22 protein-coding genes are annotated in these 25,409 nt (G+C 35.4%); 4 read left to right on the top strand and 18 right to left on the bottom strand.

The annotated features are described in order from the left end of the window. Window positions 1-304: 304 nt before the first annotated feature. The 7 genes from ACFING_RS06160 to tpiA form a co-directional block, all read right to left on the bottom strand. Entirely contained in the window at window positions 305-715 is a 411-nt protein-coding gene (locus ACFING_RS06160) for a TM2 domain-containing protein (protein ID WP_375620764.1), read from the bottom strand. Between the two features lie 379 nt (window positions 716-1,094). Further along, a complete protein-coding gene (locus tag ACFING_RS06155) occupies window positions 1,095-1,502 on the bottom strand; it encodes an NINE protein (protein ID WP_375620763.1) in 408 nt (135 codons plus the stop codon). A 112-nt stretch (window positions 1,503-1,614) separates the two neighbouring features. Beyond that, on the bottom strand, window positions 1,615-2,886 hold the full coding sequence (gene eno, locus ACFING_RS06150; protein ID WP_375630195.1) for a phosphopyruvate hydratase: 1,272 nt from the start codon (window positions 2,884-2,886) through the stop codon (window positions 1,615-1,617). A gap of 71 nt (window positions 2,887-2,957) precedes the next feature. Beyond that, window positions 2,958-3,794 carry a 3-deoxy-8-phosphooctulonate synthase gene (gene kdsA, locus ACFING_RS06145; RefSeq protein WP_273791141.1) on the bottom strand — a complete coding sequence of 279 codons (837 nt, stop codon included), beginning with the start codon at window positions 3,792-3,794 and terminating at the stop codon, window positions 2,958-2,960. A gap of 36 nt (window positions 3,795-3,830) precedes the next feature. Beyond that, window positions 3,831-5,459 carry a CTP synthase gene (locus ACFING_RS06140; protein WP_375611264.1) on the bottom strand — a complete coding sequence of 543 codons (1,629 nt, stop codon included), beginning with the start codon at window positions 5,457-5,459 and terminating at the stop codon, window positions 3,831-3,833. Between the two features lie 128 nt (window positions 5,460-5,587). Next, window positions 5,588-6,040, bottom strand: a complete 453-nt coding sequence (gene secG, locus ACFING_RS06135) for a preprotein translocase subunit SecG (protein WP_375630194.1) — start codon at window positions 6,038-6,040, stop codon at window positions 5,588-5,590. A gap of 82 nt (window positions 6,041-6,122) precedes the next feature. Beyond that, on the bottom strand, window positions 6,123-6,887 hold the full coding sequence (gene tpiA, locus ACFING_RS06130; protein ID WP_375620758.1) for a triose-phosphate isomerase: 765 nt from the start codon (window positions 6,885-6,887) through the stop codon (window positions 6,123-6,125). A gap of 154 nt (window positions 6,888-7,041) precedes the next feature. Between tpiA and ACFING_RS06125 the strand changes: the two genes are divergently transcribed. Next, window positions 7,042-8,931 (top strand): peptidyl-prolyl cis-trans isomerase, encoded by a 1,890-nt coding sequence (locus ACFING_RS06125; RefSeq protein ID WP_375630193.1) that lies wholly within the window; start codon window positions 7,042-7,044, stop codon window positions 8,929-8,931. Between the two features lie 913 nt (window positions 8,932-9,844). Here ACFING_RS06125 and ACFING_RS06120 read toward each other — a convergent pair. The 9 genes from ACFING_RS06120 to tatA all read right to left on the bottom strand — a co-directional run bounded on the left by ACFING_RS06120 (window position 9,845) and on the right by tatA (window position 18,615). After that, on the bottom strand, window positions 9,845-10,705 hold the full coding sequence (locus tag ACFING_RS06120; protein ID WP_375611260.1) for a phytoene/squalene synthase family protein: 861 nt from the start codon (window positions 10,703-10,705) through the stop codon (window positions 9,845-9,847). 877 nt (window positions 10,706-11,582) lie between these two features. After that, window positions 11,583-11,969 (bottom strand): Mth938-like domain-containing protein, encoded by a 387-nt coding sequence (locus tag ACFING_RS06115; protein WP_375611259.1) that lies wholly within the window; start codon window positions 11,967-11,969, stop codon window positions 11,583-11,585. 461 nt (window positions 11,970-12,430) lie between these two features. Continuing rightward, entirely contained in the window at window positions 12,431-12,883 is a 453-nt protein-coding gene (gene yajC, locus ACFING_RS06110; protein WP_375612910.1) for a preprotein translocase subunit YajC, read from the bottom strand. A gap of 685 nt (window positions 12,884-13,568) precedes the next feature. Further along, a complete protein-coding gene (locus ACFING_RS06105) occupies window positions 13,569-14,750 on the bottom strand; it encodes a peptidoglycan DD-metalloendopeptidase family protein (RefSeq protein WP_375630192.1) in 1,182 nt (393 codons plus the stop codon). A gap of 155 nt (window positions 14,751-14,905) precedes the next feature. After that, the gene (locus ACFING_RS06100; protein WP_273791164.1) at window positions 14,906-15,565 is read right to left on the bottom strand and encodes a protein-L-isoaspartate(D-aspartate) O-methyltransferase; all 660 of its coding nucleotides are present in this window, start codon (window positions 15,563-15,565) and stop codon (window positions 14,906-14,908) included. A gap of 133 nt (window positions 15,566-15,698) precedes the next feature. Continuing rightward, complete coding sequence (serS, locus tag ACFING_RS06095; RefSeq protein ID WP_375620754.1) at window positions 15,699-16,976, bottom strand: serine--tRNA ligase; 1,278 nt, start codon at window positions 16,974-16,976, stop codon at window positions 15,699-15,701. 61 nt (window positions 16,977-17,037) lie between these two features. Beyond that, window positions 17,038-17,820 carry a twin-arginine translocase subunit TatC gene (gene tatC, locus ACFING_RS06090; RefSeq protein ID WP_375630191.1) on the bottom strand — a complete coding sequence of 261 codons (783 nt, stop codon included), beginning with the start codon at window positions 17,818-17,820 and terminating at the stop codon, window positions 17,038-17,040. Then, complete coding sequence (locus ACFING_RS06085) at window positions 17,817-18,257, bottom strand: twin-arginine translocase subunit TatB (RefSeq protein WP_375620752.1); 441 nt, start codon at window positions 18,255-18,257, stop codon at window positions 17,817-17,819. The genes tatC and ACFING_RS06085 overlap by 4 nt, the downstream gene beginning before the upstream one ends. Window positions 18,258-18,312: 55 nt before the next feature. Beyond that, window positions 18,313-18,615: a twin-arginine translocase TatA/TatE family subunit gene (tatA, locus tag ACFING_RS06080; RefSeq protein ID WP_375611300.1), complete on the bottom strand. Its 303-nt coding sequence runs from the start codon at window positions 18,613-18,615 to the stop codon at window positions 18,313-18,315. A gap of 1,643 nt (window positions 18,616-20,258) precedes the next feature. Between tatA and ACFING_RS06075 the strand changes: the two genes are divergently transcribed. The 3 genes from ACFING_RS06075 (at window position 20,259) to pgsA (ending at window position 24,147) form a co-directional block, all read left to right on the top strand. Continuing rightward, window positions 20,259-21,122, top strand: coding sequence for a 23S rRNA (adenine(2030)-N(6))-methyltransferase RlmJ (locus tag ACFING_RS06075; RefSeq protein ID WP_375630190.1), 864 nt, complete (start codon window positions 20,259-20,261; stop codon window positions 21,120-21,122). 391 nt (window positions 21,123-21,513) lie between these two features. Further along, the gene (gene uvrC / locus ACFING_RS06070; protein ID WP_375630189.1) at window positions 21,514-23,493 is read left to right on the top strand and encodes an excinuclease ABC subunit UvrC; all 1,980 of its coding nucleotides are present in this window, start codon (window positions 21,514-21,516) and stop codon (window positions 23,491-23,493) included. Between the two features lie 72 nt (window positions 23,494-23,565). Then, window positions 23,566-24,147 (top strand): CDP-diacylglycerol--glycerol-3-phosphate 3-phosphatidyltransferase, encoded by a 582-nt coding sequence (gene pgsA, locus ACFING_RS06065; protein ID WP_273723320.1) that lies wholly within the window; start codon window positions 23,566-23,568, stop codon window positions 24,145-24,147. A 329-nt stretch (window positions 24,148-24,476) separates the two neighbouring features. Here pgsA and ndk read toward each other — a convergent pair whose 3' ends face one another. Together ndk and ACFING_RS06055 are read right to left on the bottom strand one after the other, a co-directional pair. Next, complete coding sequence (gene ndk, locus ACFING_RS06060; RefSeq protein WP_375630188.1) at window positions 24,477-24,899, bottom strand: nucleoside-diphosphate kinase; 423 nt, start codon at window positions 24,897-24,899, stop codon at window positions 24,477-24,479. A 267-nt stretch (window positions 24,900-25,166) separates the two neighbouring features. After that, window positions 25,167-25,409 (bottom strand): autotransporter outer membrane beta-barrel domain-containing protein (locus ACFING_RS06055; protein ID WP_375630187.1); only part of this gene is annotated, 243 nt, incomplete at its 5' end.

The raw sequence follows: 25,409 nt of genomic DNA, 5'->3' as shown, positions 1-25,409 counted from the left end.
AAACCTCACTGCATGAATACGATCTGTACTCACCGTGATATACGACATTTAAAAAAGCCTAAAATCCCCCAACAACTTAAAATTCCCGCATTTATAAGTGGCAATACAAAGCACGCTGTTCGATTTGTACTTTTGTTTTTTATATGAAATAGTACATTCTTTTTCAATATTTTTATTTAAATACTCATAATTTTATTTAATATTTAACATTAAAGACATAGAATAAAATAACTTACATTATTAAATTAATATATTGATAAATATAAATAAAATTATTTATTTATATTAAAATTTTGTCGAGTTGCTATAACTTGGTAATTTTATTGCCATCTGCATCTCTAAAATATCCAGATAAAATAACTATAAAATCAATAAATGACCACAGTATATTGATAAGAATTCCTATACCTGTTACATTTATGAGAAGCATTACGATACCCGTTCCAATTTTACCAGCCATAAAGCGGTGAATACCCAACCATCCCAAAAAAAAACAAATAACTGCCAGACCTAATCTTGATTGCTCTGATTCTTTTTGACTCAAGAGAGGGAGAACAGATTTAACAACATTATCTTCATATACAAAATCAACAATATCCCCTATACTCGGTGGTTTTTTTCCTAACCAATTCCAATCCTCAAATTGATAACGCTTATCATCACCTCCCGAAACGAGATAAACTCCTTGATCTTGACCAATAATTTTACCCTTCATCCTTGCCCACCTATAAAGCTGCTCCTTATGTGTTATTCATAAAGAGATTATTTCTTTTTATAATATGTTGATTAACCTCACGACGTAAATAAAATTTGTAGCAGCCGTGATAAACATGAAATTAAAATAGTTTTGTCCCCCCAATGATCTAACGCTTTCTGCTGCTATAAGCAGCAATACAAAACAACCTTAGTTGATTTACGTCGTTGTTTTACCCACATAAAATAGCACAGTCTTTTTCAATACTTTTATTCAGCTGTGCATATTTCTCTTAATATCTCACATTAAAGAAATAGAATACAATAATCCTGCATTATGCAACTTAATATATTGATCGAAATAAAAAGTAAACTTTACTATTTTTTTTATTATAAGATTTTCACAAATCTGTAATCTGATTCCCATCTTTATCAGTAAATTTTCCAGCAACAATGAGTATAAAATCAACAATTGCCCAAATACCGGTAATTATCAATCCAAACAATGATAAAGATAAAACGAGCATTAAAGTACCCGTCCGAACTCTCCCAACCATAAAGCGATGAACACCAAAGATACCTGCAACCCAACAAAGCAGTGCGAACATTATCTTTGTGTTCTCTGTACCTGATCTCAACAATGGAAAAACAGAACTGACAACACCCCCTTCATAGACAAAATCAACCGCATCACCAATCCTTGGTGGTTTCTTTCCCAACCAATCCCAAGTCGCAAACTGATAACGCTTACCGTCATCACCCGAAACGAGATACATTCCTTGATCTTGAGTAATAATCACACCTCTCATCTTAATCCCTATAAATTTAAATACCCATAAAATTACTATGCATATGCCTTTGATAAGAAATCTCAATTTCATAATCTAAATGATCTTATACTTTCATATTTTTTGCTCACAACTATACACGATATAAATCACCAGCATAATGCGCTTGGGCTCCTAGCATTTCTTCAATACGAATAAGTTGATTGTATTTTGCTAATCTATCCGAACGTGCAAGAGAACCTGTTTTAATTTGTCCACAATTCGTTGCAACAGCAAGATCTGCAATGAAAGAATCCTCTGTCTCGCCTGAACGATGAGATATAATGGCACGATAACCTGCTTTATGTGCTACTTCTACAGCATCGAGTGTTTCACTCAATGTACCAATTTGATTAACTTTTATGAGAATAGAATTGCCTACCCCCATTTTGATACCATCACGCAAACGTGCTGAATTCGTTACAAACAAATCATCGCCAACAAGCTGACATTTTTCTCCAATTGTGTCAGTAAGTAGCTTCCAACCTTCCCAATCATCCTCTGCCATTCCATCTTCAATTGTAATAATAGGATAATTTTTCACAAGATGCGCTAAATAATCTACCTGCTCTTGGATGTCTCGGCATTTCCCCTCACCTTTATAAAAATACGAACCATTTTTATAAAATTCGGTTGAAGCACAGTCTAAACCAATGGCAATTTGTTCACCTGGTTTATAACCACATATCATGATAGATTCCATAATAAAATCAATTGCTTGATCAGCACTTTTAAATTGAGGAGCAAAACCACCTTCATCACCAACATTGGTATTATAACCCGCATCTTTTAAACGCTTTTTCAATGCATGGAAAATCTCAGCGCCATAACGGATAGCTTCTTTTACAGTAGGAGCTCCTATAGGAATAATCATAAACTCTTGAAAATCAATCAAATTATCAGCATGAACACCACCATTAATAATATTCATCATGGGGGTTGGAAGAATATGCGCTTGTGTACCACCAATATAACGATACAAAGGTAAATTTAATGAATCCGCAGCTGCTTTTGCAACAGCTAATGAAACACCAAGAAGTGCATTGGCACCAAGACGGGCTTTGTTTGGCGTTCCATCCAAAGCAATCATTGCTTGATCAATAGCAATTTGATTTGTTGCATCCCGCCCACCAAGTTCTTCAAGAATTTCGCCATTAACTGCAGCAACCGCTTTTTCAACACCTTTCCCTTGATAGCGCAAACCACCATCACGAAGCTCTATAGCCTCGTGTGCTCCTGTTGAAGCTCCCGAAGGAACCAGAGCGCGACCAAAAGCTCCATTCTCCAAATGAACATCAACTTCTACCGTTGGATTACCACGGCTATCAAGAACTTCACGCCCAATGATATCGACAATTATAGTCATATGTGTTTCCTTATCCAATAAAAGTCTCGATTCATTTATAATGCCCTATTAATGAAATATTTTTTCTCTTCTCAGCTCAACTTTTTTGACAGATAATCAAATTCCATTAAAGTCTCAAGCAATCTTTGTAAATCATCAACTTTAACCATATTAGGTCCATCAGAAGGTGCATTATCTGGATCTTGATGTGTTTCTAAAAAAATACCAGCTACCCCAACAGAGACAGCTGCACGCGCTAAAATTTCAACAAATTGACGCTGCCCACCAGATGAAGCCCCCTGCCCCCCAGGTTCTTGAACAGAATGCGTTGCATCAAAAATAACAGGAGCACCAAATGAACGTAAAATAGGCAACGAACGCATATCAGAAATAAGTCGGTTGTAACCAAATGACGTGCCTCGCTCACAAAGCATAACATTCGGATTACCACTGTAAACAACCTTTTTTAAAACATTCTCCATGTCCCACGGCGCTAAAAACTGACCTTTTTTAATGTTAATAACACATTCTGTTTTGGCGGCTGCTACCAAAAGATCTGTTTGACGACATAAAAAAGCCGGTATTTGTAAAATATCAACTGTAGAAGAAACAATTGTACATTGCTCTTCTGTATGCACATCAGTTAATATGGGACAATTAAACTCTTTTTTTAAATCAGAAAAAATGGACATTGCTTTTTCAAGACCAATACCACGTGCCGCCCCCAAAGAGGTTCTGTTGGCTTTATCGTAACTTGATTTATAAACAAACCCGATACCAAGCTGATCGGTAATTGTTTTAATACGACCAGCCATTTCAAAAGCATGATCACGACTTTCCATCTGACACGGCCCTGCAATTAATGAAAGAGGCATTTCATTTGAAAAAATCATATTTCCAACTTTCACACGGGCATTTGGTTTAGTCATTTTATCCCTCAAAAGCAAAGTAACCCAATTTATGCATTAAACTAATCGACTTTGTTCTACAGCAGCTTCAATAAAAGAAGAAAAAAGCGGATGTGGATCAAAAGGACGGGATTTTAATTCTGGATGATATTGAACACCAATAAACCATGGATGATCTACATATTCTATCGTTTCTGGTAAAATACCATCAGGAGACATCCCAGAAAAAATCAAACCACACTGTTCTAACTTATCCTTATAATCAATATTGACCTCATAACGATGACGATGTCGCTCGACAATCTTGGTCACCCCATAAATTTGAGCAATATGACTCTCTTCTTTTAATTCAGCAGCAAAAGCACCAAGGCGCATCGAACCGCCGAGATCACCATTTCTTGTACGTTTTTCAAGGACGTCTCCTTTAAGCCATTCTGTCATTAAACCTACAATTGGATTGTCTGTTTCGCAAAACTCACTCGATGAAGCATTCTCAATCTGTGCAATATTGCGCGCAGCTTCTATACAAGCTAATTGCATCCCAAAACAAATCCCTAAAAATGGAACTTTACGCTCTCGCGCAAATTGAATTGCTCGAATCTTCCCTTCTGCCCCTCGTGCCCCAAAAGCACCTGGAACCAAAATTCCATGGGCTTTTTGTAAAGCTGAAACAGAATCTTCTTTTTCAAAAAGCTCCGAATCAATCCACTCAATATTAACCTTCACTCTATTCGCTAAACCACCATGCGCAATCGCTTCAATAAGAGATTTATAAGCATCCTTTAAGCCCGTATATTTTCCCACAACAGCAATCGTAACTTCTCCTTCAGGATGGTGAATACGATGCGTAATATCTTCCCAACGATCCATCTTGGGGGAAGGTGCCGAATCGATTCCAAAAGCGCAAAGAACTTCAGAGTCCAAACCCTCCTTATGGTATGCCATAGGAACATCATAAATTGTTGGCATATCTAATGCCTGAATGACTGCATTGGAGCGAACATTGCAAAAAAGTGATAATTTGCACCGTTCTGTTTCTGGAATAGATCGATCTGCACGTACAAGCAAAATATCAGGAGAAATACCAACTGCTTGCAATTCTTTGACAGAATGTTGTGTTGGTTTCGTTTTTAATTCACCTGCTGAAGGAATATAAGGCATTAATGTGAGATGGACATAAACGACATTTTGTCTCGGTAGCTCATTGCGAAGCTGACGAATCGCTTCTAGAAAAGGCATTGCTTCAATATCACCAACCGTTCCACCTATCTCACACAAAACAAAATCAAATTCTTCATTTCCCATCGTAATGAATCTCTTAATTTCATCCGTAACATGAGGAATAACTTGGACTGTTGCCCCCAAATAATCACCACGCCGCTCTCGTTCAATGATATTGCGATAAATACGCCCTGTTGTAATATTATCTTGGCTATTTGCAGAACGCCCAGTAAAACGCTCATAATGACCAAGATCAAGATCCGTTTCTGCACCATCATCGGTTACAAATACTTCACCATGTTGATAAGGTGACATCGTACCTGGATCAACATTTAAATAAGGATCAAGTTTGCGAAGACGTACGCGATAGCCACGAGCCTGTAATAACGCTGCTAACGCCGCCGCTGCGATGCCTTTTCCAAGGGAAGAAACCACACCACCAGTAATAAAAACATAACGTGCCATGGGCTTATGGTGATAAGCAATTTATAATGATTTTTCCAGCAAAAAATGCAAAAAGAAACAATTTTCCTTCTAAAATAAAAAAGGCGAAAAAATCACCTTTTTTAAAAAGTCTATGTTTTCTTAAAAAACTATTTTGTACTGTTATCGGGAACTGTATTTTCAAGAACCTGAGGAACTGGACTTTCTACTTCAGGATTTGTGGACTGTTTCTGTTCCTGCGAAGAATTCGAAGTGCCTCCTAGCTGTTCAAGAATAGAAGGGGAAGACTCACCATCTGATGATGGGACTGATCCTGAGTCTTTATTGGTAAAATTCTGCTCTGAATTAACCGGTATACGCTTTAAGATATCAGAACTAGAATTTGATATATTACTCACCACGGTAAGTCCAATAGACACAACAAAAAAACAACAGGCTAAAATAGCAGTCAAACGTGTTAAAGGGTTTCGAGATCCACGAGTTTTCATCAACCCTGAGCTATTACTCACACCTAACCCACCACCTTCTGAAGGTTGAATTAATATAATACCAACCAAAGTAATCACAATCAAAAAATGAATAACTATAAGTACTGTTTGCATAAACCCTGCTCTTTAAATAACTCTTTAATAGCTATTTACACATAAATAACGCACAATCCAAGGGGAAACTCAAATTTCTCTGCTATAGTTTACGACAAACATCGCAAATAGTTAAAAAATCAATCGCTTTTAAGCTTGCTCCACCTATCAAAGCACCATTAACATGAGCAATGCTTAAAAGCTCAAATGCATTGGATGGCTTTACGGATCCACCATAAAGCAAACGTATCTTATTGCCTTCATCACCAAAACGAGAGCGCACCCTATCACGAATGAAATGATGTACTTTTGCAATATCTTCTGGAGTCGCTGTATTGCCGGTGCCTATCGCCCAAACTGGTTCATAAGCGATAATGGTATTCTCTGCTGTTGCATCATCTGGGAGAGATTCTTCAAGCTGCTGCGTGAGAATATCCAGTACTTTATTATTATTACGCTCCTCCAATGTTTCACCAATACATACAAGAGCCACAAGACCTGCTCGCCACGCAGCTTGCACTTTGGCACAGACAATCGCATCATTTTCCTGGTACACTGTACGACGTTCTGAATGCCCAATAATAACATGACTTGCTCCCGCTTCTTTAAGCATAAAAGCTGAAATATCTCCAGTATAAGGACCATGATCATCAAAGTGACAATTTTGTCCTCCTAAAAGGAGATTTTCACCATTCAGCGTATTAGAAGCACGCGATAAAAGCGTTGCTGGAACACAAATAAGCGCCTCAAAAAGATGACCTAGATCAGAGCTAACGCCTGTAGCAATAGCACGCAACTCTCCAAGCGATTCACTCGTTCCATTCATTTTCCAATTTCCAGCAAGAAAAGGCCGAATATTTGGAGACATATTTTCACCTCAAGAGCTTTTACAATACATTGTTTATCTGTAGTTACCAAATTATAAAATGAAAGCAAGTCTTTAAAGCTTGCATCTTTCATCCCTTTATTGCAAATTCCATTACAGCTTTGATAATAACTCACATTAAAAATGGACTTGAACAATGCTTGACATCATAAGAAATGCTACAAATTCTTGGATTTTTAGAATTTTCCTTGCTATTTTACTCTTATGCTTCATTCTTTTATGGGGGGTACCGCAGTTACACAAAAAAAGTGAAAGAGATCTTATTACTTCTGGAAAGTCCACAGTAACTGTCGATGATTATCGTCTTGCACTCGCCGATCAAAGCGCACGTTTAGCATATGCTGCTCATCTTGGACGAATGTTTACAGCAAATGAAATGCAGCAATACCAAATTCCTGCTTTTGTATTTAATCAATTACAACAAAATGTACTGCTTGATGAACAAGCACGTAAAATGAAAATAAGTCTTTCAAAAGATACAATAGCTCATGCGATTGGTTCTGATAAGATGTTCCAGGTAAATGGCACTTTTGATAAAAACTTGTTTTATAACTATCTTCAGCATTTACACATTAGTGAAAGTGCTTTTCTTAATTATTACACCAAACAAGAAAAGCGTAATCAGCTTATTGCTGCTTTACTTTCTGATATGAAGGCACCAAATCTCTTTTATAAAGCACTTGCTCTTTATCAAGGAGAAATGCGTATTGCTGATTATCTCGTTATTGATCTAAAAGAAAAGGAAACAATTGCTGATCCTGATTACGAAACATTACAAAAATGGTTTGAAACACATCAAAGTCAATTTCGTGCTCCAGAATACCGTACTGTCTCTTTGCTATCTATGGAACTTAATGATTTTGTAAAACCTAAAGATATCTCAACAGATGAGGCGAAAGCCTATTATACACAAAATGCTTCACGTTTTGTAACGCCTGAAAAGCGTACATTCGAAGAACTGCGATTCCCCTCACGCGAAGAAGCCGATAATGCAGCAAAAAAAATAGCTGATGGATTGAGTTTTGATGAACTGGTAAAAGCTGAAAAAAAGACTCTTAATGACATAAAAAAAGGTCCTCTCGCAGAAAATGAACTTCCTAATCATCTGACATCTGAAATTTTTGAACTTCAACAAGGCCAAGTCAGTCCTGTGATAAATGACTTACAGGGACCTGTTCTCATTCGCGTTACGCATATTGAACCTTCAAGCTCTCTTCCTTTTGAAAGTGTAGAAGAAAATATTCGCCAAATACTTGCCAAAAATCGTGCTACTGATGATATCCGTAACAATTATGTAGCCATTGAAAATGCTCGTTTTGAGGGTGCTTCTCTCAAAGAGTTAGCTGACCAATACAAGTTATCTTTGCGCACAATTACTATTGATAAAACGGGAAAAACGCTTGAAGGTGCAATACTCACGGATTTACCTCAAAAAGATATTTTACTGAATGCCATCTATCAATCAAACGAAGGAGTCGATCTTGATCCTCTCTCTTTTCAAAATGGTGGATATCTCTGGTACAAGGTCGATAAAATTATTCCTTCCCGCGATAAGACACTTGAAGAGGCTAAGCTAGATGTTCTTTCTCAATGGAAAAATGAGGAAATCCAACGTCTTCTTGATGAAAAAGCCCAAAATGCTCTCAAACAGCTCACGGAAGGAAAAAGTCTTGTTGCTCTTGCTCATACCCTTGGTGTTACAAAACAAACAACACCCGCCCTTCGGCGTCAAGACTCATCTGAAATCCTTGGCGTTGAAGGGATTAAAGCATTATTTGCTGCTCCCAAAGGTCATTATGGCATCATAAAAGGTCCGGTTGCAACAAACCGTATCATTTATCAAATAAAGACTGTAACCATGCCTAAAGATATCACGTCTCATACTCTTTCAACTGAGGTCCGCGCCAATATAGATATGATGATAAGAGAAGATCTCAAGCTAGAAATGCTACAAGTTGCCAATAAAGAACATCCTTTGGAAATTAATAGCACAAATTATAATCAGATCTTTAACGCTCTCCAATAAAAAGATTGTGCATAATTTTAAGAACTTATTGATAAAGTTTTCATCAGCTCTTCGTCTATAGTTGAAGAGGTAAGACGGATTTCTTGTCTGCATATCTTAGGATCAGCGTTTGTATAATGATTCATTTTCTCGCAAAACAGTGCATGTATGGATTTGCGAGAAAATAGTCAATGGAATGTAGAATCGTTTTTGCAATGCATTAAAAAACATTATCCATCCAAAGGTCGTAAAGGTTGCCGCCCATTAAAGCTATAAACATCATCCCTATCGTCATTCATTCATAGCTCATTATATTGCTACTCTTAATATTCATTCATAGGGAGCGTATTGCTTCTTCCTTAAATGATTTCATTTACACATCCAACTTATAATAGATAAAAAAACTATTTTTAAAATTCATTATAAAAATGGAGAAATCTTTTTCTATTCAAGACTCTCATTCAATATAAGAAAAAACGTATTATCATTATAAATCAATATATTCATCAATCATAACAGTCATCAATTATGATGTTATAATTTCTCAAAAATAAGAGTTTTTTATAGACTTATAGACTGCTAAGATAACTTCTCTCATAAAATAGAAATTTCATTTCATTTGCAAATGAGATACAATCAATACATTCAGAGTACTTAAAAGTTCTTCTTCAAACAAACCAATGTATTAAGATTTATCTCATGTTTTTCTTTCTCTGCATCTCACCCATCCAATACACTGAATAAAACATATTACTGATGAAGAAATACAGCGTATTTTCAAGATCATAAAATTTCTTATTCTTTTGCGTTCATAACAACCAAAACATCAACATTTTTTATAACAAAAAAATGGTTTGGAATCACAATAGCTCCTTTTATCTTCATATGAAAAAATCAGTCTACATGTTACGCATTCCAACGTAGTAATATTTTTTTACAATATCTTTGGAAAATTGCCGCTTATTGCTGCCCTTGTTATCAACCAATAGCGATACATCAATGGCAAAGTTGCACTCTCTTGAAAAATTGCTGCCCCCAGCTGTATAGCTTTTTGAAGAGAAGCTGGTACAATGACCAATGGAAGAAAAGCTGGCTTAAGAACTCTAGGTAAAGTACAAGAATACTCGTAAAATTGGGTATAATGATCGCGCGATAATGCTACCATAGCTTCAACAATACAACCCTTTTGTTGATCGCTGAGACGATGAGATTCCAAATCTTCCCTATTCACTCCTACAGCCTTTAATATATCAGTGGGTAAATAATATTGATATCGTGATTGCATGAATGATAAAAGACGCAATACACCGCTTAATCCTTGAGAAATCCCTCCATGTTCATAGATATCTGTAAACTCTTGTGCAGTTTCAGGATCTAATATCTGACAAGAAAGCTGTAAAATTATGCCTGCTGTCTCACCACAATAATGCTCTAGATCATGAAGTGTTTCTATTGGATTGTGATAAAGATCTAAAATTTGCGCATCACAATAACGTAAAAAAGCTGTCTTAGGTAAATTAAAAAGAGTGATTGCTTTTAATAAATCATTCAAAATCGGATTGTTTCCACTCGTTTGCATTTCACCATGAGCAATAGCATCATACCACCAACGTAACCGTATTTCTCCTATGAGTGGGTCATGTACACTTTCGCGGATACGAGAAACTTCAGCATTAAATACATAAAGAGCAGCCAATGCTTGGCGCTTTTTTTTAGGTGCAAATAAAACCGATATATAGCGATCACGATCTATGGTACGTAAAATATCAAGACAATAAGGAAGAGAGCCTATCATTCTATGAACCTATTAACGTCCCTTTTTTAGCAATTAAATTAATACCCTCTTTTTATTCATATTAAAAAATGAAGGATAAGCAAATACAGTTCAGAAAATAAGATTTTTAAATGTGTCTCTTAACTGTATTATGAATTAAAATTTCTTTTCTAATCCCTTTTCGTTTTAGAAAGAAAAAAATTAAATAAATAATTTTTCTGATAAAACTTATCTTATCGGACTTCAAGTTTTCATTTGCAATAAAAAAGCTAAAAACCAATCGTAACATGCATAGTAAAACTTGAACAACAAGCAACGCAAAACACTTTTTCAGTGGATAGATGACAATGTTATTTTATAAAAAATGCACTGATCACAAAAACTTCATCAATCATTGACCTCCTCCCCATCCTAAAAGACAAAGGTTCTTACCAACACCAATTTGTAAAAAATCCAATTGCTCTCGGTGCGTTTCTGTTACTATAAACGCATTGATTTATAATGATAATTTTGTGTTTTGTATATTAAATTAGAATCCCAAATATCGTAGATATGCTTTCATTTCAAACCAATTCCATGTTACATCAATAAAAACTATTCCCTTGCACGTCATAAGCGGAACTGGCTTGTAGGTAAAAATTGTATAAGAAAGAATTAAAATGCCTCTTATGAACTGTCTTAAGTCCCAAGAGGTGATCACTCATGTGATTCATTAGGAACTATGAGCAAACTTTGTCCTGAATACTTGCTGCTGTATTTAAAAAACACTTAATGTGTTAAGTTATGTATATTCTATACCCTTATATCACCGCCTTAAACGACAGTATTTTACAGCGCAGAAAATAATCACACAAGTCTTTCATGCTAGACCAGAGCCTTTGTTTTATTAAACAATACTCTATTCTACCGCAAATAATAACGCCGCAACAGCGCGATCTTCAGCCAATAAAACATTAAATGTACGCACCGCTGCTCCCGTACTCATTGTATCTGATGAAATACGTTTTTCCCATAAAAGCACCCGTAACTCTTCAGGTAATCGTAATAATTCAATTCCAGTACCTATTAATAAAACTTCGATTTCAGAAGCTTCTTCTAAAATACGAGATATATCCCTTTGAGTGGGAACAGGCCCTGCCATCTCAATGCCATAAATACCTGATGGTACACAAATAATAGAACCTCTATGAGACATATCAGCAAAACGAAACCCACCATTTCCATAAGCATCAATAGGTGCGCGACTTGGAAAATGTGCTTCACGAATTTGAATTGCATCGAACATGAATATGCACCTTTTATTTTTGAATAATCCAATTGTCTTTGCTTCTTCTCATCATAAAAATTAAAGTAAGGCTAATATAAACATTGATATGTTAAACATAGCCTAGTATTGAAGTGAAAATTTTATATAATGCCCTAATCTTCTCATACAACAAATATATGAAAATTTGCGAATAAACCGCGGTAAAATGCTATACCTGCTTAAATAAATCTATCTTTTAAAAAGTTTCCTCAGCTTATTTACTCACAAATTGCTTTTTATAAAAACAATGATCTTGTTTAAAAAACAGAAAAAAATTGCGTAATATTCTATAAATAAAACAACTATTTTAATCATCTAAAGAAAACAAAAACTCCATTTTCTGTAGCCACTATAAAAGCCTCTTTTTCAATGAAATTGTCTTGATCTTGCCAAGCTTTTTATAAAAATGCTTAAAAAATGTAATAAACTGCCATTACACCTTAAGATGCATTTTCCTTTGATATAGCTTTTTTCTCTTTAGAGATACTCATATCTTCTTTCGTTGTCGTTTTAGATTTAGACTTTTGTGGTCTTTTTGCTTTAGCATTAAGTTTTGATTTTTTTTCTGCAACCGGCTCACCTTTAACGCGCACATCAGCTAATGTTGAGCGAATAACACGAATATTCATACTCTCACCAATTTCAACCTCTAATTCACCGCTCTCGTCGTGAACCTTCGTAACCTTGCCGATAATACCACCACCCGTTATAACTGTATCACCACGACGTACTGCATTAAGCATTTCTTGGCGTTTTTTCATTTGGGCACGCTGTGGACGAATGATAAAAAAATACATAATTGCAAAAATTAAAATGAATGGGACAGCGCTAGCAAATGAAATTCCACCGGAAACATCGCCTGCAACTTGAGCATAAGCGTTCGTAATAAACATTTTTATCTCCTATAGTTAAACCTCAGGTATTTCCCACTCTATTAAAATGAAATTCCGATACAGAAAAAATTCCTAAAGAATTTATCATAAAAAGCAATAACTACATAATCTAATCACAGCTTTACAAAAATACAATAAATCCTTAAGAGGCAGAATACCAAAATACAATGAGAAAAATCTTAAAAAATAGATTCACTTTCCCCTATTGTATATCCTACAATACAAATCTTTTCACTAACTCAATAAATTATACAAGATAATTTTTCTAATGAACAAACTTAATTTATATAGATAATTTATCGTTTTTGATATCAAATGACAGATCTAAATACAATAAAACGATCTCATTTCAAACCTTCTGAATTAATCAAAACGATTTTCTTGCACGTCACACATATGAAACGAGCCTGTCGATAAAAACTTTTTAAGAAAGGCGTGAAATATCTTTTTTCATGCTTCTCTCAAATGCAAGAGCAATTGGAATACTCAAAGCTGACAAACAGTATGATACTATTGTCTTACACTTTCATAAATACAAAGATGGTAATATCTAACGACCCCAACGAACTACTCTCCTGAAACCAATGATTTTTTGCTGCTATATTATTGATTTAAGAAAATCAATTGTTTTTCATGAATTTTCTATAAACTGTAAGACTATTCAAATGTCAAAGTTATCAATAAATTAGTTTTCTAAATATTTAAGGGGATCAACAGGTAATGAATTCTTACGCATCTCAAAATAGACACGTGGCGTTTTAACATTTCCTGAAACACCAGATTTAGCAATCTCATCACCGCGCCTTATCCTTTGTCCTTTGTTAACAACAAGCTTACTATTACATCCATAAATAGTGATAATATCATTTTCATGTCGAATCATCACAACATTACCAAGCTCTTTTAATCCATCTCCCGCGTAAATAACCACACCATTTTCTGCCGCCTTTACCGAAGACCCTTCAGGCACTGCAATATCTATTCCTCGATTCATTACTGTTCCCTTTTTTTGACCGAACTGGCTTAATAAACGCCCTCGTACTGGCCAACGCATCTTAGAAATTCCTGTGGCTTGCGGAGTCGTCATATTATCTGTATTCGTAACAGTACTTGACAAACCAGTCTCATGTTTCAATTGCGTCATCTGTTTAGAAAAATTTTTCTCAGAACTTGATTTGTTCATCTTTGCAGAGGGTGGCGTTGTTACAGGAGCTTTATATATAGGAGAGGACTTCTTGTTTTTTATAGAGGACATCACTTGAGATTGGGATGCAGATTCTGTTGTTGACACTGCCCAATCGTTATTATTGTGTGCATTTGAAGATGCTAATGTACGCCTGCTTGGAACAACCAGTACCTGACCAATATAAATGGAATTGCTGTTTATACCATTTGCTAATTTTAATGCCTCAACACTAACCCCTACTTGTCGTGCAATATTGAGCAGTGTATCTCCACTCTGGACAATATAAGAATTCCGCCGAAAAATAGGAGATTTATCCATTTGTGAACGAGAAAGTGTTCCAAGATTACGTGGAGGGGAGCCCATAACGCGACCATCAGAAGAAGTTATCCTATCTTGATGTGGAAAATTATAGGGGGAATTATCATCTCCCCACGAATCATCGCTTGATTCCACAGGTGGCAATTCAGTGCTTTGTATCATACCACTACCGTATGATAGCATTCGCGGGTCTGTATACATAGTGCTTGATATATTTGATTGAGATGATACCGTACGATGAGAGAACGTATTGGAAAAACGCTGTGTACCAGAACTACAACCAGCAACAATAGTTACCACCGCTAACAAAGTTATTCTCTGAAAATTATGCTGGAAAATATTATCCAAAGCTTTTAGACACATCGTTTTGCTCACTCATCAATAATCAACTCACTCCATTAAAGCTTTTTTAAATTACCGAAGAGTTAAAATGAGATGTTTTATTCATAAATATCTTTATATAAGATCAAAATGAACTTAACGTAGACAATTTGCAGAAACTTCTTAGCTTGTAAAAATTAAAGTATCTCCGCAATGCCTTTAATAAAAGGTTGGTAACGCACTTGGAACAGTTCTAAACACTCAAATCGACTACCAATTTTTGTATAGCGCGTCACCGTTTGTACCCCTTCGTCAGGTCCTATCGCCTGAATGAGAATTCCATTTTCAGCTAAAAGTTCTAAAAATTCCTTTGGTTCATCAAAACGTGATGGCCAAATAAGAATGCGATCAAATGATCCTAAGCCTGTCACGCTATGACTTCCATCAATCTGCCGTATAACAATATTTTCAATTCCTAAAGTTTGAAATTTTTGGCGTGCTAAATCAACAAGCGTTTTATAACGATCAATCGTTGTCACACGGTCACTCAGACATGCCATAAGAGCAGTACAAAAACCAGATCCTGTACCAATTTCTAAGACACGATGCCTTTTTTTCAACGATAATGCCGAAAGAATTAAGAGTTGTTCTTCCAAACGTTCCATATATTCACCACACTCAAGGGGAATAACTTTATTATCATAAGCACTATTGAACCAAGGAGCAGCAACAAACTGTTGACGCGGAATTTTCTCTAATGCCGAAAAAAATCGCACGTCATCAATGCCTTTGCTACGCATTTTCAGTACAAGAGCGGCTAACTCCTCACGAAATTGTAAAATACCCTTTTGCCCCATAGTATCATTCAATCTCCAATGGAGGTACACTTTTATCATACTGACAAACTGCTTCTTTTAAAATGGCAAAAACTTGCGTCTGTGTATCATCACCTCTTGGCAATAAACGCATATTGTCTCTCCTTTCGTAAAATTAAGCAGTAATACAGCGCATGCCTCCCATATAAGGTTGTAAAACATCTGGAATAATAATTGATCCATCAGCCTGTTGATAATTTTCAAGTACAGCAATAAGACAACGTCCAACAGCCGTACCAGAACCATTAAGGCTATGAACAAAATGCAATTTTTTATCGCCGTCTTTACGATAGCGCGCATTCATACGACGACCTTGAAAATCTCCACAAACTGAACAGCTAGAAATTTCACGATAACATTCTTGACCAGGAAGCCAAACCTCGATGTCATAGGTTTTACGCGCTGCAAACCCCATATCACCCGTAGAAAGAACCACTGTGCGAAAAGGCAAACCAAGCCGTTTTAATATATCTTCTGCACATTCCGTCATACGTTCCAATTCAATTAAAGACTGCTCTTCACTGGTAATCGAGACCATTTCAACTTTCCAAAATTGATGCTGACGCAACATACCGCGCGTATCACGACCGGCTGCTCCCGCCTCTGAACGAAAACAGGGAGATAAAGAAGAAAATCGCAGTGGTAAATCTGATATTTCAAAAATTTCATCGTTGACCAAATTGGTTAATGGCACTTCTGCTGTGGAAATAAGCCATCGACCATCTGTTGTACGAAAAAGGTCTTCAGCAAATTTCGGTAATTGTGCTGCTCCGTAAACAATCTCATCACGAACAAGAAGAGGTACTGAGACTTCTGTGTAACCATTCTCATTGACATGCACATCAAGCATAAATTGGCCTAATGCTCGTTCTAGCCGTGCTAACGCCCCTGAAAGTACTGTAAAACGTGTTCCAGACAAACGACTAGCTCGTTCAAAATTCATCTGTTTGAGATCTTGACCAAGATCAAAATGTTCCTTTGGTGTAAAATTAAATATTGGAGGTGTACCAAAATGTCGAATGACGACATTATCACTTTCATCTTTACCTTCTGGAACATCATCTAATGGAATATTTGGAAGTGCTGAAAGAATTTTCTCAAGACTCTCCGTCAGCTGTTTTTCTTCCACTGTTGCAGAGGAAAGAAAAGCTTTAATCTCTTCAACTTCAGCTCTAAGACGTTCAGCCATTTGCTGATCCGATACCGCTAAAGCCTGTCCTATTTCCTTTGAAACAGCATTGCGACGTTCCTGCGCCAATTGCACCTTAGCAATATGCGACCGACGTGCAAGATCAAGTTGTATTAACCTTTCAGCTTGTGGCTCAAGACCTCTACTTACGAGTGCTTTATCTAATTTCTCAGGATTGTCACGAATCCACTTAATATCAAGCATAAAAATTCCTCATTTATATTGTTTTTATTCATTCCTTATCGCATAAGATTATACACTTTTCTTAAGCGGATTTTCTTCTCTTTTCTATACTGTAAGCAATTAAAATTGAAATCTCGTAAAGTGCTATTGTTGGTAAAGCCACTGCAAACATCGTAAAAAAATCCGACGGCGTTATGATTGCCGCAATGATAAAAGAGAGCAAAATAGCCCATTTTCGTTTAGACACCAAATCATGAGACGTTAAAAATCCAATTTTTGTTAAAAGACTGATGACAAGAGGTAATTGAAAAATCAAACCAAAAATTAGGATAAATGATGTCATAAAGCCCAAATAATCAGAAATACGCACTATAAACTCTATTTTTAAATGAACATCTGGAAGAAATTGTTGAGAAAGGCTAAACCATAGTATTATTGGCGCTAATAGACCATAAACAAACGCTCCCCCAATACAAAATAAAATAGGCCCCCCAATGAGAAATGGTAAAAAAGTCATCCGCTCATTTTTATAAAGCCCTGGTGCAATAAAACTATAAAACTGAAAAGCCGTATAGGGAAAAGATAAAATAATTCCCCCAAAAGCAGAAAGCTTCATCTTCGTTAAAAAAGTTTCCCATACTTGCGTTGATTGCAAACGAATACCCTCAGGGTTACCCCCTGCTATTTTCATTGCCCACTGATATGGCCATAGTAAAAAATTTAAGATATAATCTTTAACAAGAAAACACATCATAAAAGCGATCATAAATGCAACCAAGGCAGAAATAATTCGCTGACGAAGTTCAATTAAATGTTCTAAAAGTGGAGCCATATTAGCATCAACTTCATTTTTTTTTACATTCATGACACATCTTCTTTTTCTTTATCTTTAGGAGAAACAAAAATGTTTTCAGAATGATGAGAAGCTATAGAAACTGTCATATCTTTCTTGATTACCTTTTGATCACATTCCAAAATTTCTTTATCTTTTTTTGATTTATGATGTGTTTCCTTAACATCCCAATTATCGTGGATATCCTCTAATATATTTTGAGTGGGATCAAAAGTTTCTGCCAACTTCTTGCTTGAATTGCTAATATCCGAACATACTTTTTGCAAATCATCGCGCTCGATTTGTTTTATTACATCATCAAACTGATGACGAAATTCATTTGCTGTTGAATACACATACGCTCTTATCTTTGCTACTGTCTTTAATATTTTAGGTAAATCTTTTGGTCCAACGACAATGATGAGAACAAGTAAGATTACGATAAACTCTGGTCCGTCAATCCCAAACATCTCTTAATTCGACTTTCTCATCAAAAAATATTGCACAATGATGATTGCGTTTTTGTTACTGTTTTTTAGCAACAGATGTTTTGCTTTTTTTAGAAACAGAAGAAACCTTTCTGCGCGCTGTTGCATGTTTTACCGATAACGGCTGAGATTGTTGAGATTCTACATCAATCATTTGGGAAGTAGGAGCCATTTCAACTTTATCCTCAATGCCGTCATCTTCTTCTTTCATATTTTTTTTGAAGGCTTTAATTCCTTTAGCAACATCGCCCATTAATTCAGAAATTTTACCGCGACCGAAAAGCACAAAGATAATCAATAAAATTATAATTAAATGCGTTGGTGAAAAAATATTACCCATTATTCTCTCTAACTTTATGCTTTTAAATTTGATTTCATTTATCCATGCTTCCTCTGAAGAATGTATCAAATATAATATCTTACTTATATATTTTCTTCTTAACTTAAAAGCAATTACACGCTTTTATTGCAAAAAGAACTTTTTATCCTCTCATCCTTTTTTAGCGTATTATAACACAAACCATTCAAAAATGATAAACCACTTCATACAAAGTTCAAAACACTTAAAAACTTTTCTAAAATAACTTCATCTGATCTCTTAGGTTACTCATCTTCCTGTAAATACTATAGCCAATGTCTTTCCTTTTAAACAATGCTTTACATATCATTACAAACATTTCCGCCAAATTATCCTTTACTGATAAAAATCATAACATGCTGTAAAACATTTTACGTATTCAATTAAAAAAATCAGAAAGAAAAATCTCTAAAAAACTTTCTTAACACATCATCAGTCTCTTCAAAAACGATCATCTTACGCACAACATTTATTCTTTGCGTTGGGGTGGAAATTTTATCATCCATTATTCCATATACAATACGAAATATGAGCCATCATAGCATTCAATTAAATATCTGGCGTGTAAATAAAACTATTAGCGGAAAGAGTAAAAATGTACTTTATGAACCAACTCAAGTGCCAAGAGGTATGGCAATACTGCTAAAAAATAAAAAAGGTACCAGCTTGTGCCTTTATTCAGTAAAATACCTCCATATAACCAGCTCTCTAAACCACTGTATGCTCTAACTATTACATGTCTCCGGATTCTGGGCATGCGTTCTCATAATATCATGTGTTTAACCTATCTCAGTATTGAAAACAGAATGGGCATGAATAGAAAATTACATTCAATCAAAAGCATGGTATCGAAGCATAATCCATATAAAAAGAATTTCTTATCCTAGCCTTTTTTATAAGATTACCTCATAAAGTCGCTCGATAATACAGTGTTAGAGATAGATAAACCTATTTACTTTAGTTTAAAATTCCTCATTTTGATTGAGATAGCTTGCAGAGCACATATCAATTTTCAAAAGTTTTATTTTAGCATCATACACAATAACCTAGCTATTTAGCGTGTATAATGTAAAGCTTTGGCTCCGCTTAAAGCAATGAAATTCATTCACACTTTTACAAAAATCTATCACTATAACACCAGCACTTTATTGCTCTATCCATAATTTTACGCTTGCTAAAAAACTTATAAATGTAACAATGTTTTTATCAACCATTTGAAATTCTTTAATCTTTAAACAAGCAAATTGATGAATGAATTTGAAAGATACCCTTCAATTTTTCAACAAACTTCACTAATATTCTCGTTAATTGAGTTTTTTTATAGTTTTCCTGAAAGAGTCCGCGGTCATAAAAAAATTCTCTTACAACATAAATATCTCTATTGAAATGTTTGGTCTCTTCTTGTCTATCTTTCATATAAAAAAATTAAAATTTTAACGATTAATCTCATAATATAAAAATAGCCTTGTGAATAAATGCTCTAATGACATTAATATTTTTTCTGTAGTGTATAATTTGGGAGTGAGGGTATTGTTTGATTTCTACAAGAGTATTTTTATGGATATCAATTCTATTATTCTATGCTAATAATCCGGTACAGTTATACATATGATAGAGTTTACTCCATGAATTATCGGCATATTTATCATGCTGGCAATTTTGCTGATGTTTTTAAACACATTATTGTCACTCGCATTGTAGAATATCTCAAACGCAAAGAAAAAGCTTTTCGCGTTATAGATACGCATGCTGGAATCGGTATTTATGACCTTTCTTCTTTAGAAGCACATAAAACAGGAGAGTGGCGCGAAGGTGTCCAACGACTTTTTTCAACTCCTATCCCAGAAGATTTAAGAACACTCCTTTGTCCATGGTGTGATATCATTGATGCCCTCAATAAAGGGGAAAAAGAAATTGTATTTTATCCTGGATCTCCTGTTCTTATTCGTCAATTATTACGGAAACAAGATCGCCTCACCGCAATAGAATTGCACAATGAAGATTATCATATTTTAGCAAAAAACTTTGCAGGAGATTATCAAACAAAAGTTCTGCATTTAGATGGTTGGCTTTCCTTAAATGCTCATGTACCACCAAAAGAAAAACGTGGTTTTATCCTTGTTGACCCTCCCTTTGAAAAAGCTGGAGAGTTTTCCCGCCTTATTGATGGATTAACGAAAGCCTATCGTCGCTTTTCTGGAGGAATCTACGCTTTATGGTATCCTGTTAAATATGACAAAGAAATTGAAAGTTTTCTTCAAGCGCTTTATCAAACCGGAATTCCTAAGATTCTACAGCTTGAAATGCGTATCCGAAAAAATTCAAGTCCACCGACAATGAATGGAAGTGGTATGATTATTATTAACCCTCCCTACCTTTTGGAAGAAGAAATGAAAAAACTCAGCCCCTTTCTTATCAACCGTCTTGGACAAGATGAAAATGCCCAAATAACGCATAAGTGGCTTCAAAAAGAACATCTATTATTTTAGATCTTTCTCTAATATTTTTCCTAAATCAAATATCATGTTGTAAAATACAAAGGCATTAAATGATAAAGTTCTTTGATTCTTTGGATAATATCAACATATTATAATGGTAAGCTAATAACGATCAGCGTGAATTATTTTTTTAGAAAGCCTATCCTCTTAATCATCATGGATTTCTTATTTCAATCATTTTAATGGATAAATTGGGCAAATTCATAAAGCTGTCTTAGAATAACAACTCTCATATTTTTTATGAAAGATCGGCTCTCTAAAATCATACTCTTATGTTATAAGATATTATTTATAGAAAAAAATATAAAGACATAAATAATCATTATTTAACAAAAAAGAATATTTCATATATTAAACAAACAACATATTCGTAATAAACGGAATGGTCCTGAAAAATAATACAAATTGTCCGCAAAATGAACGGGAAAATCTTTCTTTTCTCTCTAATATTACATGGCATAATGCTAATCAAAGCAATGAGAAAAATCAATTCCAAGGTATCAAGTTCATACAAGAGTTTGTTAGACACCTTCCGCATAAGCCAGGGGTTTACCGGATGATTGGTGAAAATGGTGATATTCTTTATGTTGGCAAAGCCCGTAATCTCAAAAAACGTGTTTCAAGCTATACACGTGAACAAGGACACAATAATCGTATTACCCGCATGATTCGTGCAACATATCATATGGAATTTATTGTCACCCATACAGAAACAGAAGCACTCCTTTTAGAAGCCAATCTCATCAAAAGATTGCATCCACATTTTAATGTACTCCTACGTGATGATAAAAGTTTTCCTTATATTATGATTACAGATGATCATCAAGTGCCTGCACTTTACAAACATCGTGGTGCTCGAACACGAAAAGCTCACTATTTTGGTCCTTTTGCTTCTGCTGGTGCAGTGACACAAACAGTTCATATTTTACAACGCGCCTTTTTATTACGAACCTGTACTGATTCAGTTTTTGAAAACCGTACACGCCCCTGTTTGCTTTATCAAATTAAGCGATGTTCTGCACCTTGTACTCATGAAATTAGTGACAGTGATTATAAAGAACTGGTGAAAGGAGCAAAAGCGTTCCTTTCGGGAAAAGATCAATCTATTAAAAACGATATGGTTCAAGCTATGCATAAAGCCGCAGAAAATCTTGATTTTGAACAAGCAGCTTCCTATCGTGACCGCTTATCAGCCCTTTCTCACATACAAAGCCATCAAAGTATTAATCCTCAAACGATAAAAGAAGCGGATGTATTTGCAATTGCGCAAAAAGAAGGAATGACCTGTATTCAAGTGTTCTTTTTTCGCATGGGGCAAAATTGGGGAAACCGTGCCTATTTTCCTAAAGCAGATCCCTCTTTTTCCCGCACTGAAATTTTAGCGAGTTTTCTTGCCCAATTTTACGATGATAAACCACTTCCTAAAAGCATCCTTTTATCTGAAGAAATTGAAGAAAAGACACTTCTTACAGAGGCATTTAGTCTTAAAGCAAATCACAAAGTGTCCCTCTCTTTACCTAAACAAGGTGAACGAAAAACTCTTGTTAATCGTGCCTATCTCAATGCTCATGAAGCACTTGAACATAAGCTTTCTGAAACAGCCACCCATACAAAATTGCTTCAAGGTCTTGCTAAAACATTCCAACTACCTTTTCCTCCACGCCGGATAGAAGTCTATGACAATTCTCATATCATGGGAACAAATGCTGTAGGAGCTATGATTGTTGCTGGTCAAATGGGATTTATTAAAAATCAATATCGAAAATTCAACATTCGCTCAACAGATATCACGCCTGGCGATGATTTTGGCATGATGAAAGAAGTGATTAAACGAAGATTTTCACGCCTTATCAAAGAGTATGATCTGCCAAATAGAAGTCATGACATAAAAGATGATGATCTTTTTCCCATTTGGCCTGACCTTATCTTAATCGATGGTGGTGAAGGACAAATCAACAGCGTACATGCAATACTTGCTGAATTACAATTAAATGATCTCTTCACAGTTGTTGGAATCGCCAAAGGTGTTGACCGTCATGCGGGACGTGAACGATTTTTTATAAAAGGTATTCCCCCCTTTACACTTCCTCCACGTGATCCTATCCTCTATTTTTTGCAACGTCTGCGTGATGAAGCACACCGTTTTGCGATTGGAACTCATAGGATAAAACGAAAAAAAGCAACATTCAAAAACCCACTTGATGAAATCGAAAATATCGGTCCGACAAGAAAGCGTGCATTGCTTCATCATTTTGGAAGTGCCAAAGCTGTTGCTAGTGCCTCATTTGAAGATTTAAAAAAAGTTACGGGAATCTCTATGACAATTGCACAAAAAATTTATAACCATTTTCATGAAAAATAGGCTTGTTTCATAACCTTCGCCTTGTTACGTTTAGGAAATATATTCTCTTTCAAAAGAATTAAAAATGGCTCCATGAAAAATCATACTTTTTCTTTTCCAAATATTTTAACTTATGCACGAATTGTTGCAGTCCCAATGGTTGTTGCATGCTTTTTTTTAGAAGGGCGACTACAATCAAGTGATATCACTCGCTGGATTGCTGTTTCTATTTTTATCGTTGCATCCATTACTGACTTTCTTGACGGTTACCTTGCTCGTATTTGGGAACAAACATCCAATATTGGTCGCATGTTAGATCCAATTGCCGATAAACTTCTCGTCTCTGCTTGTTTGCTCTTGCTTGCCGCAGACAGTACCATCGCTGGGTGGACACTATGGGCAGCTATTATCATTCTTTGCAGAGAAATTCTTGTATCAGGATTACGTGAATATTTGGCTGAGTTAAAAGTTAGTGTTCCTGTCTCTCGTCTTGCAAAATGGAAAACTTTTGTACAGATGATCGCTATTGTATTTCTTTTAGCTGGACCAGCCGGTAATAAAATTTTCCCTTACACAGTAGAGTTTGGCATTACTATGTTGTGGATTTCTGCCCTCCTTACATTGTGGACAGGGTGGGATTATTTTCGTGCAGGTTTAAAACACGTTATCCTATGAAGAGTATGGAGATTTATAATGATAATTTATCTTTTTGTACTTAAATAAGAGATAAGAATAGCATAAGATTGATTTATTTTTATTAATGATAAATCAATCAAACACTGTTTTGCACATTACAAATAAGGGGGACGTGTAGATAAAAGCTATTCAAAAAAGAGTAAATAGGCTTTATATTTTCGTAAAAGCAGCTGTAATATTAAAAGCTAAAAAAACGATTAATGCTCTATATGCTTTCAAAAAAATCTATAATCTTATAAGCAAAAAACCGAAACATAGTGTTTCGGATTTTTGCTTCTTATATGCGCTTTATTATTATAAACGCTTTATTAACCAACAATTTCTACCTCAGGAAACCAAAAGGCGATTTCTGTTTTTGCCGTTTCAGCACTATCGGATCCATGGACAGAATTTTCGCCAATCGATAAAGCATGAACCTTACGAATTGTCCCTTCTTCTGCATCACTAGGATTCGTAGCCCCCATTACTTCACGGTTTTTAGCTATTGCATTTTCACCTTCCAAAACTTGTACAACGGTTGGACCAGAAGACATCAATTCAACCAATTCACTAAAAAAAGGACGTTCTTTATGAACAGCATAAAATTTTTCAGCCTCACGTTTGCTCATCCAGACACGTTTAGACGCAATAACACGTAGCTCCGCATCCTCAAGCATTTTAGTAATTGCGCCAGTCAAATTACGACGGGTTGCGTCTGGTTTAATCATCGAAAAAGTACGCTCTAAAGCCATTTAACCACCTTTATTTCATTTATAATATTCTCTAGCCATTTCTATAGCGAGCAAGGAGCCCTTTGCCAAGTGACTCTGCAAAATTCTATACAAATTCTCAAAAATATAGAATGAATTATAAAGAAGACTTTAATAAAAACACCTGCAATTGCTCATCCCATCATAAAGATGCGCTACCGCTCCTTAGCAAATGTTGAACTTCTTTTATATTCCTCAACGCTTTCCATCAAAATTATCATTGAGATCAATTAAAAAATAACCATATCGTTAGAAACTATAGCGTACACCTAAAACACCCTGAAGGGACTGTTTTGTTTTACGCCCTTTAATATAATGTGCCTCACCATATAACTTTAACTTCTCACTCACTAAACTGCTTAAACCTATTCCTAATTTACCTGCATTCCCCGATAAGTCAGTGGTAAATGGATGGCGTTGATTAATTAACGTTTGATTGTCATCTTTATTCTCACGCAACCATGCTGCTGTAATATACGCAAGCGATGAGGA

Source organism: Bartonella sp. AP150HLJHH (genome assembly GCF_042196385.1).
Lineage (GTDB): Bacteria > Pseudomonadota > Alphaproteobacteria > Rhizobiales > Rhizobiaceae > Bartonella.
This window is presented reverse-complemented; position numbering and strand designations above follow the sequence as displayed.

What these genes read in the sequence shown, in the direction of transcription:
- uvrC (WP_375630189.1), top strand. Translation starts at nt 21,514, where the DNA reads ATGGTCCTGAAAAATAATACAAATTGTCCGCAAAATGAACGGGAAAAT.
- pgsA (WP_273723320.1), top strand. Translation starts at nt 23,566, where the DNA reads ATGAAAAATCATACTTTTTCTTTTCCAAATATTTTAACTTATGCACGA.
- ACFING_RS06105 (WP_375630192.1), bottom strand. Translation starts at nt 14,750, where the DNA reads ATGTGTCTAAAAGCTTTGGATAATATTTTCCAGCATAATTTTCAGAGA.
- ACFING_RS06115 (WP_375611259.1), bottom strand. Translation starts at nt 11,969, where the DNA reads ATGTTCGATGCAATTCAAATTCGTGAAGCACATTTTCCAAGTCGCGCA.
- ACFING_RS06140 (WP_375611264.1), bottom strand. Translation starts at nt 5,459, where the DNA reads ATGGCACGTTATGTTTTTATTACTGGTGGTGTGGTTTCTTCCCTTGGA.
- tatA (WP_375611300.1), bottom strand. Translation starts at nt 18,615, where the DNA reads ATGGGTAATATTTTTTCACCAACGCATTTAATTATAATTTTATTGATT.
- ACFING_RS06120 (WP_375611260.1), bottom strand. Translation starts at nt 10,705, where the DNA reads ATGATAGGCTCTCTTCCTTATTGTCTTGATATTTTACGTACCATAGAT.
- tpiA (WP_375620758.1), bottom strand. Translation starts at nt 6,887, where the DNA reads ATGTCTCCAAATATTCGGCCTTTTCTTGCTGGAAATTGGAAAATGAAT.
- kdsA (WP_273791141.1), bottom strand. Translation starts at nt 3,794, where the DNA reads ATGACTAAACCAAATGCCCGTGTGAAAGTTGGAAATATGATTTTTTCA.
- tatC (WP_375630191.1), bottom strand. Translation starts at nt 17,820, where the DNA reads ATGAATGTAAAAAAAAATGAAGTTGATGCTAATATGGCTCCACTTTTA.
- ACFING_RS06155 (WP_375620763.1), bottom strand. Translation starts at nt 1,502, where the DNA reads ATGAGAGGTGTGATTATTACTCAAGATCAAGGAATGTATCTCGTTTCG.
- secG (WP_375630194.1), bottom strand. Translation starts at nt 6,040, where the DNA reads ATGCAAACAGTACTTATAGTTATTCATTTTTTGATTGTGATTACTTTG.
- ndk (WP_375630188.1), bottom strand. Translation starts at nt 24,899, where the DNA reads ATGGCTTTAGAGCGTACTTTTTCGATGATTAAACCAGACGCAACCCGT.
- ACFING_RS06160 (WP_375620764.1), bottom strand. Translation starts at nt 715, where the DNA reads ATGAAGGGTAAAATTATTGGTCAAGATCAAGGAGTTTATCTCGTTTCG.
- yajC (WP_375612910.1), bottom strand. Translation starts at nt 12,883, where the DNA reads ATGTTTATTACGAACGCTTATGCTCAAGTTGCAGGCGATGTTTCCGGT.
- ACFING_RS06075 (WP_375630190.1), top strand. Translation starts at nt 20,259, where the DNA reads ATGAATTATCGGCATATTTATCATGCTGGCAATTTTGCTGATGTTTTT.
- serS (WP_375620754.1), bottom strand. Translation starts at nt 16,976, where the DNA reads ATGCTTGATATTAAGTGGATTCGTGACAATCCTGAGAAATTAGATAAA.
- ACFING_RS06125 (WP_375630193.1), top strand. Translation starts at nt 7,042, where the DNA reads ATGCTTGACATCATAAGAAATGCTACAAATTCTTGGATTTTTAGAATT.
- ACFING_RS06100 (WP_273791164.1), bottom strand. Translation starts at nt 15,565, where the DNA reads ATGGGGCAAAAGGGTATTTTACAATTTCGTGAGGAGTTAGCCGCTCTT.
- eno (WP_375630195.1), bottom strand. Translation starts at nt 2,886, where the DNA reads ATGACTATAATTGTCGATATCATTGGGCGTGAAGTTCTTGATAGCCGT.
- ACFING_RS06085 (WP_375620752.1), bottom strand. Translation starts at nt 18,257, where the DNA reads ATGTTTGGGATTGACGGACCAGAGTTTATCGTAATCTTACTTGTTCTC.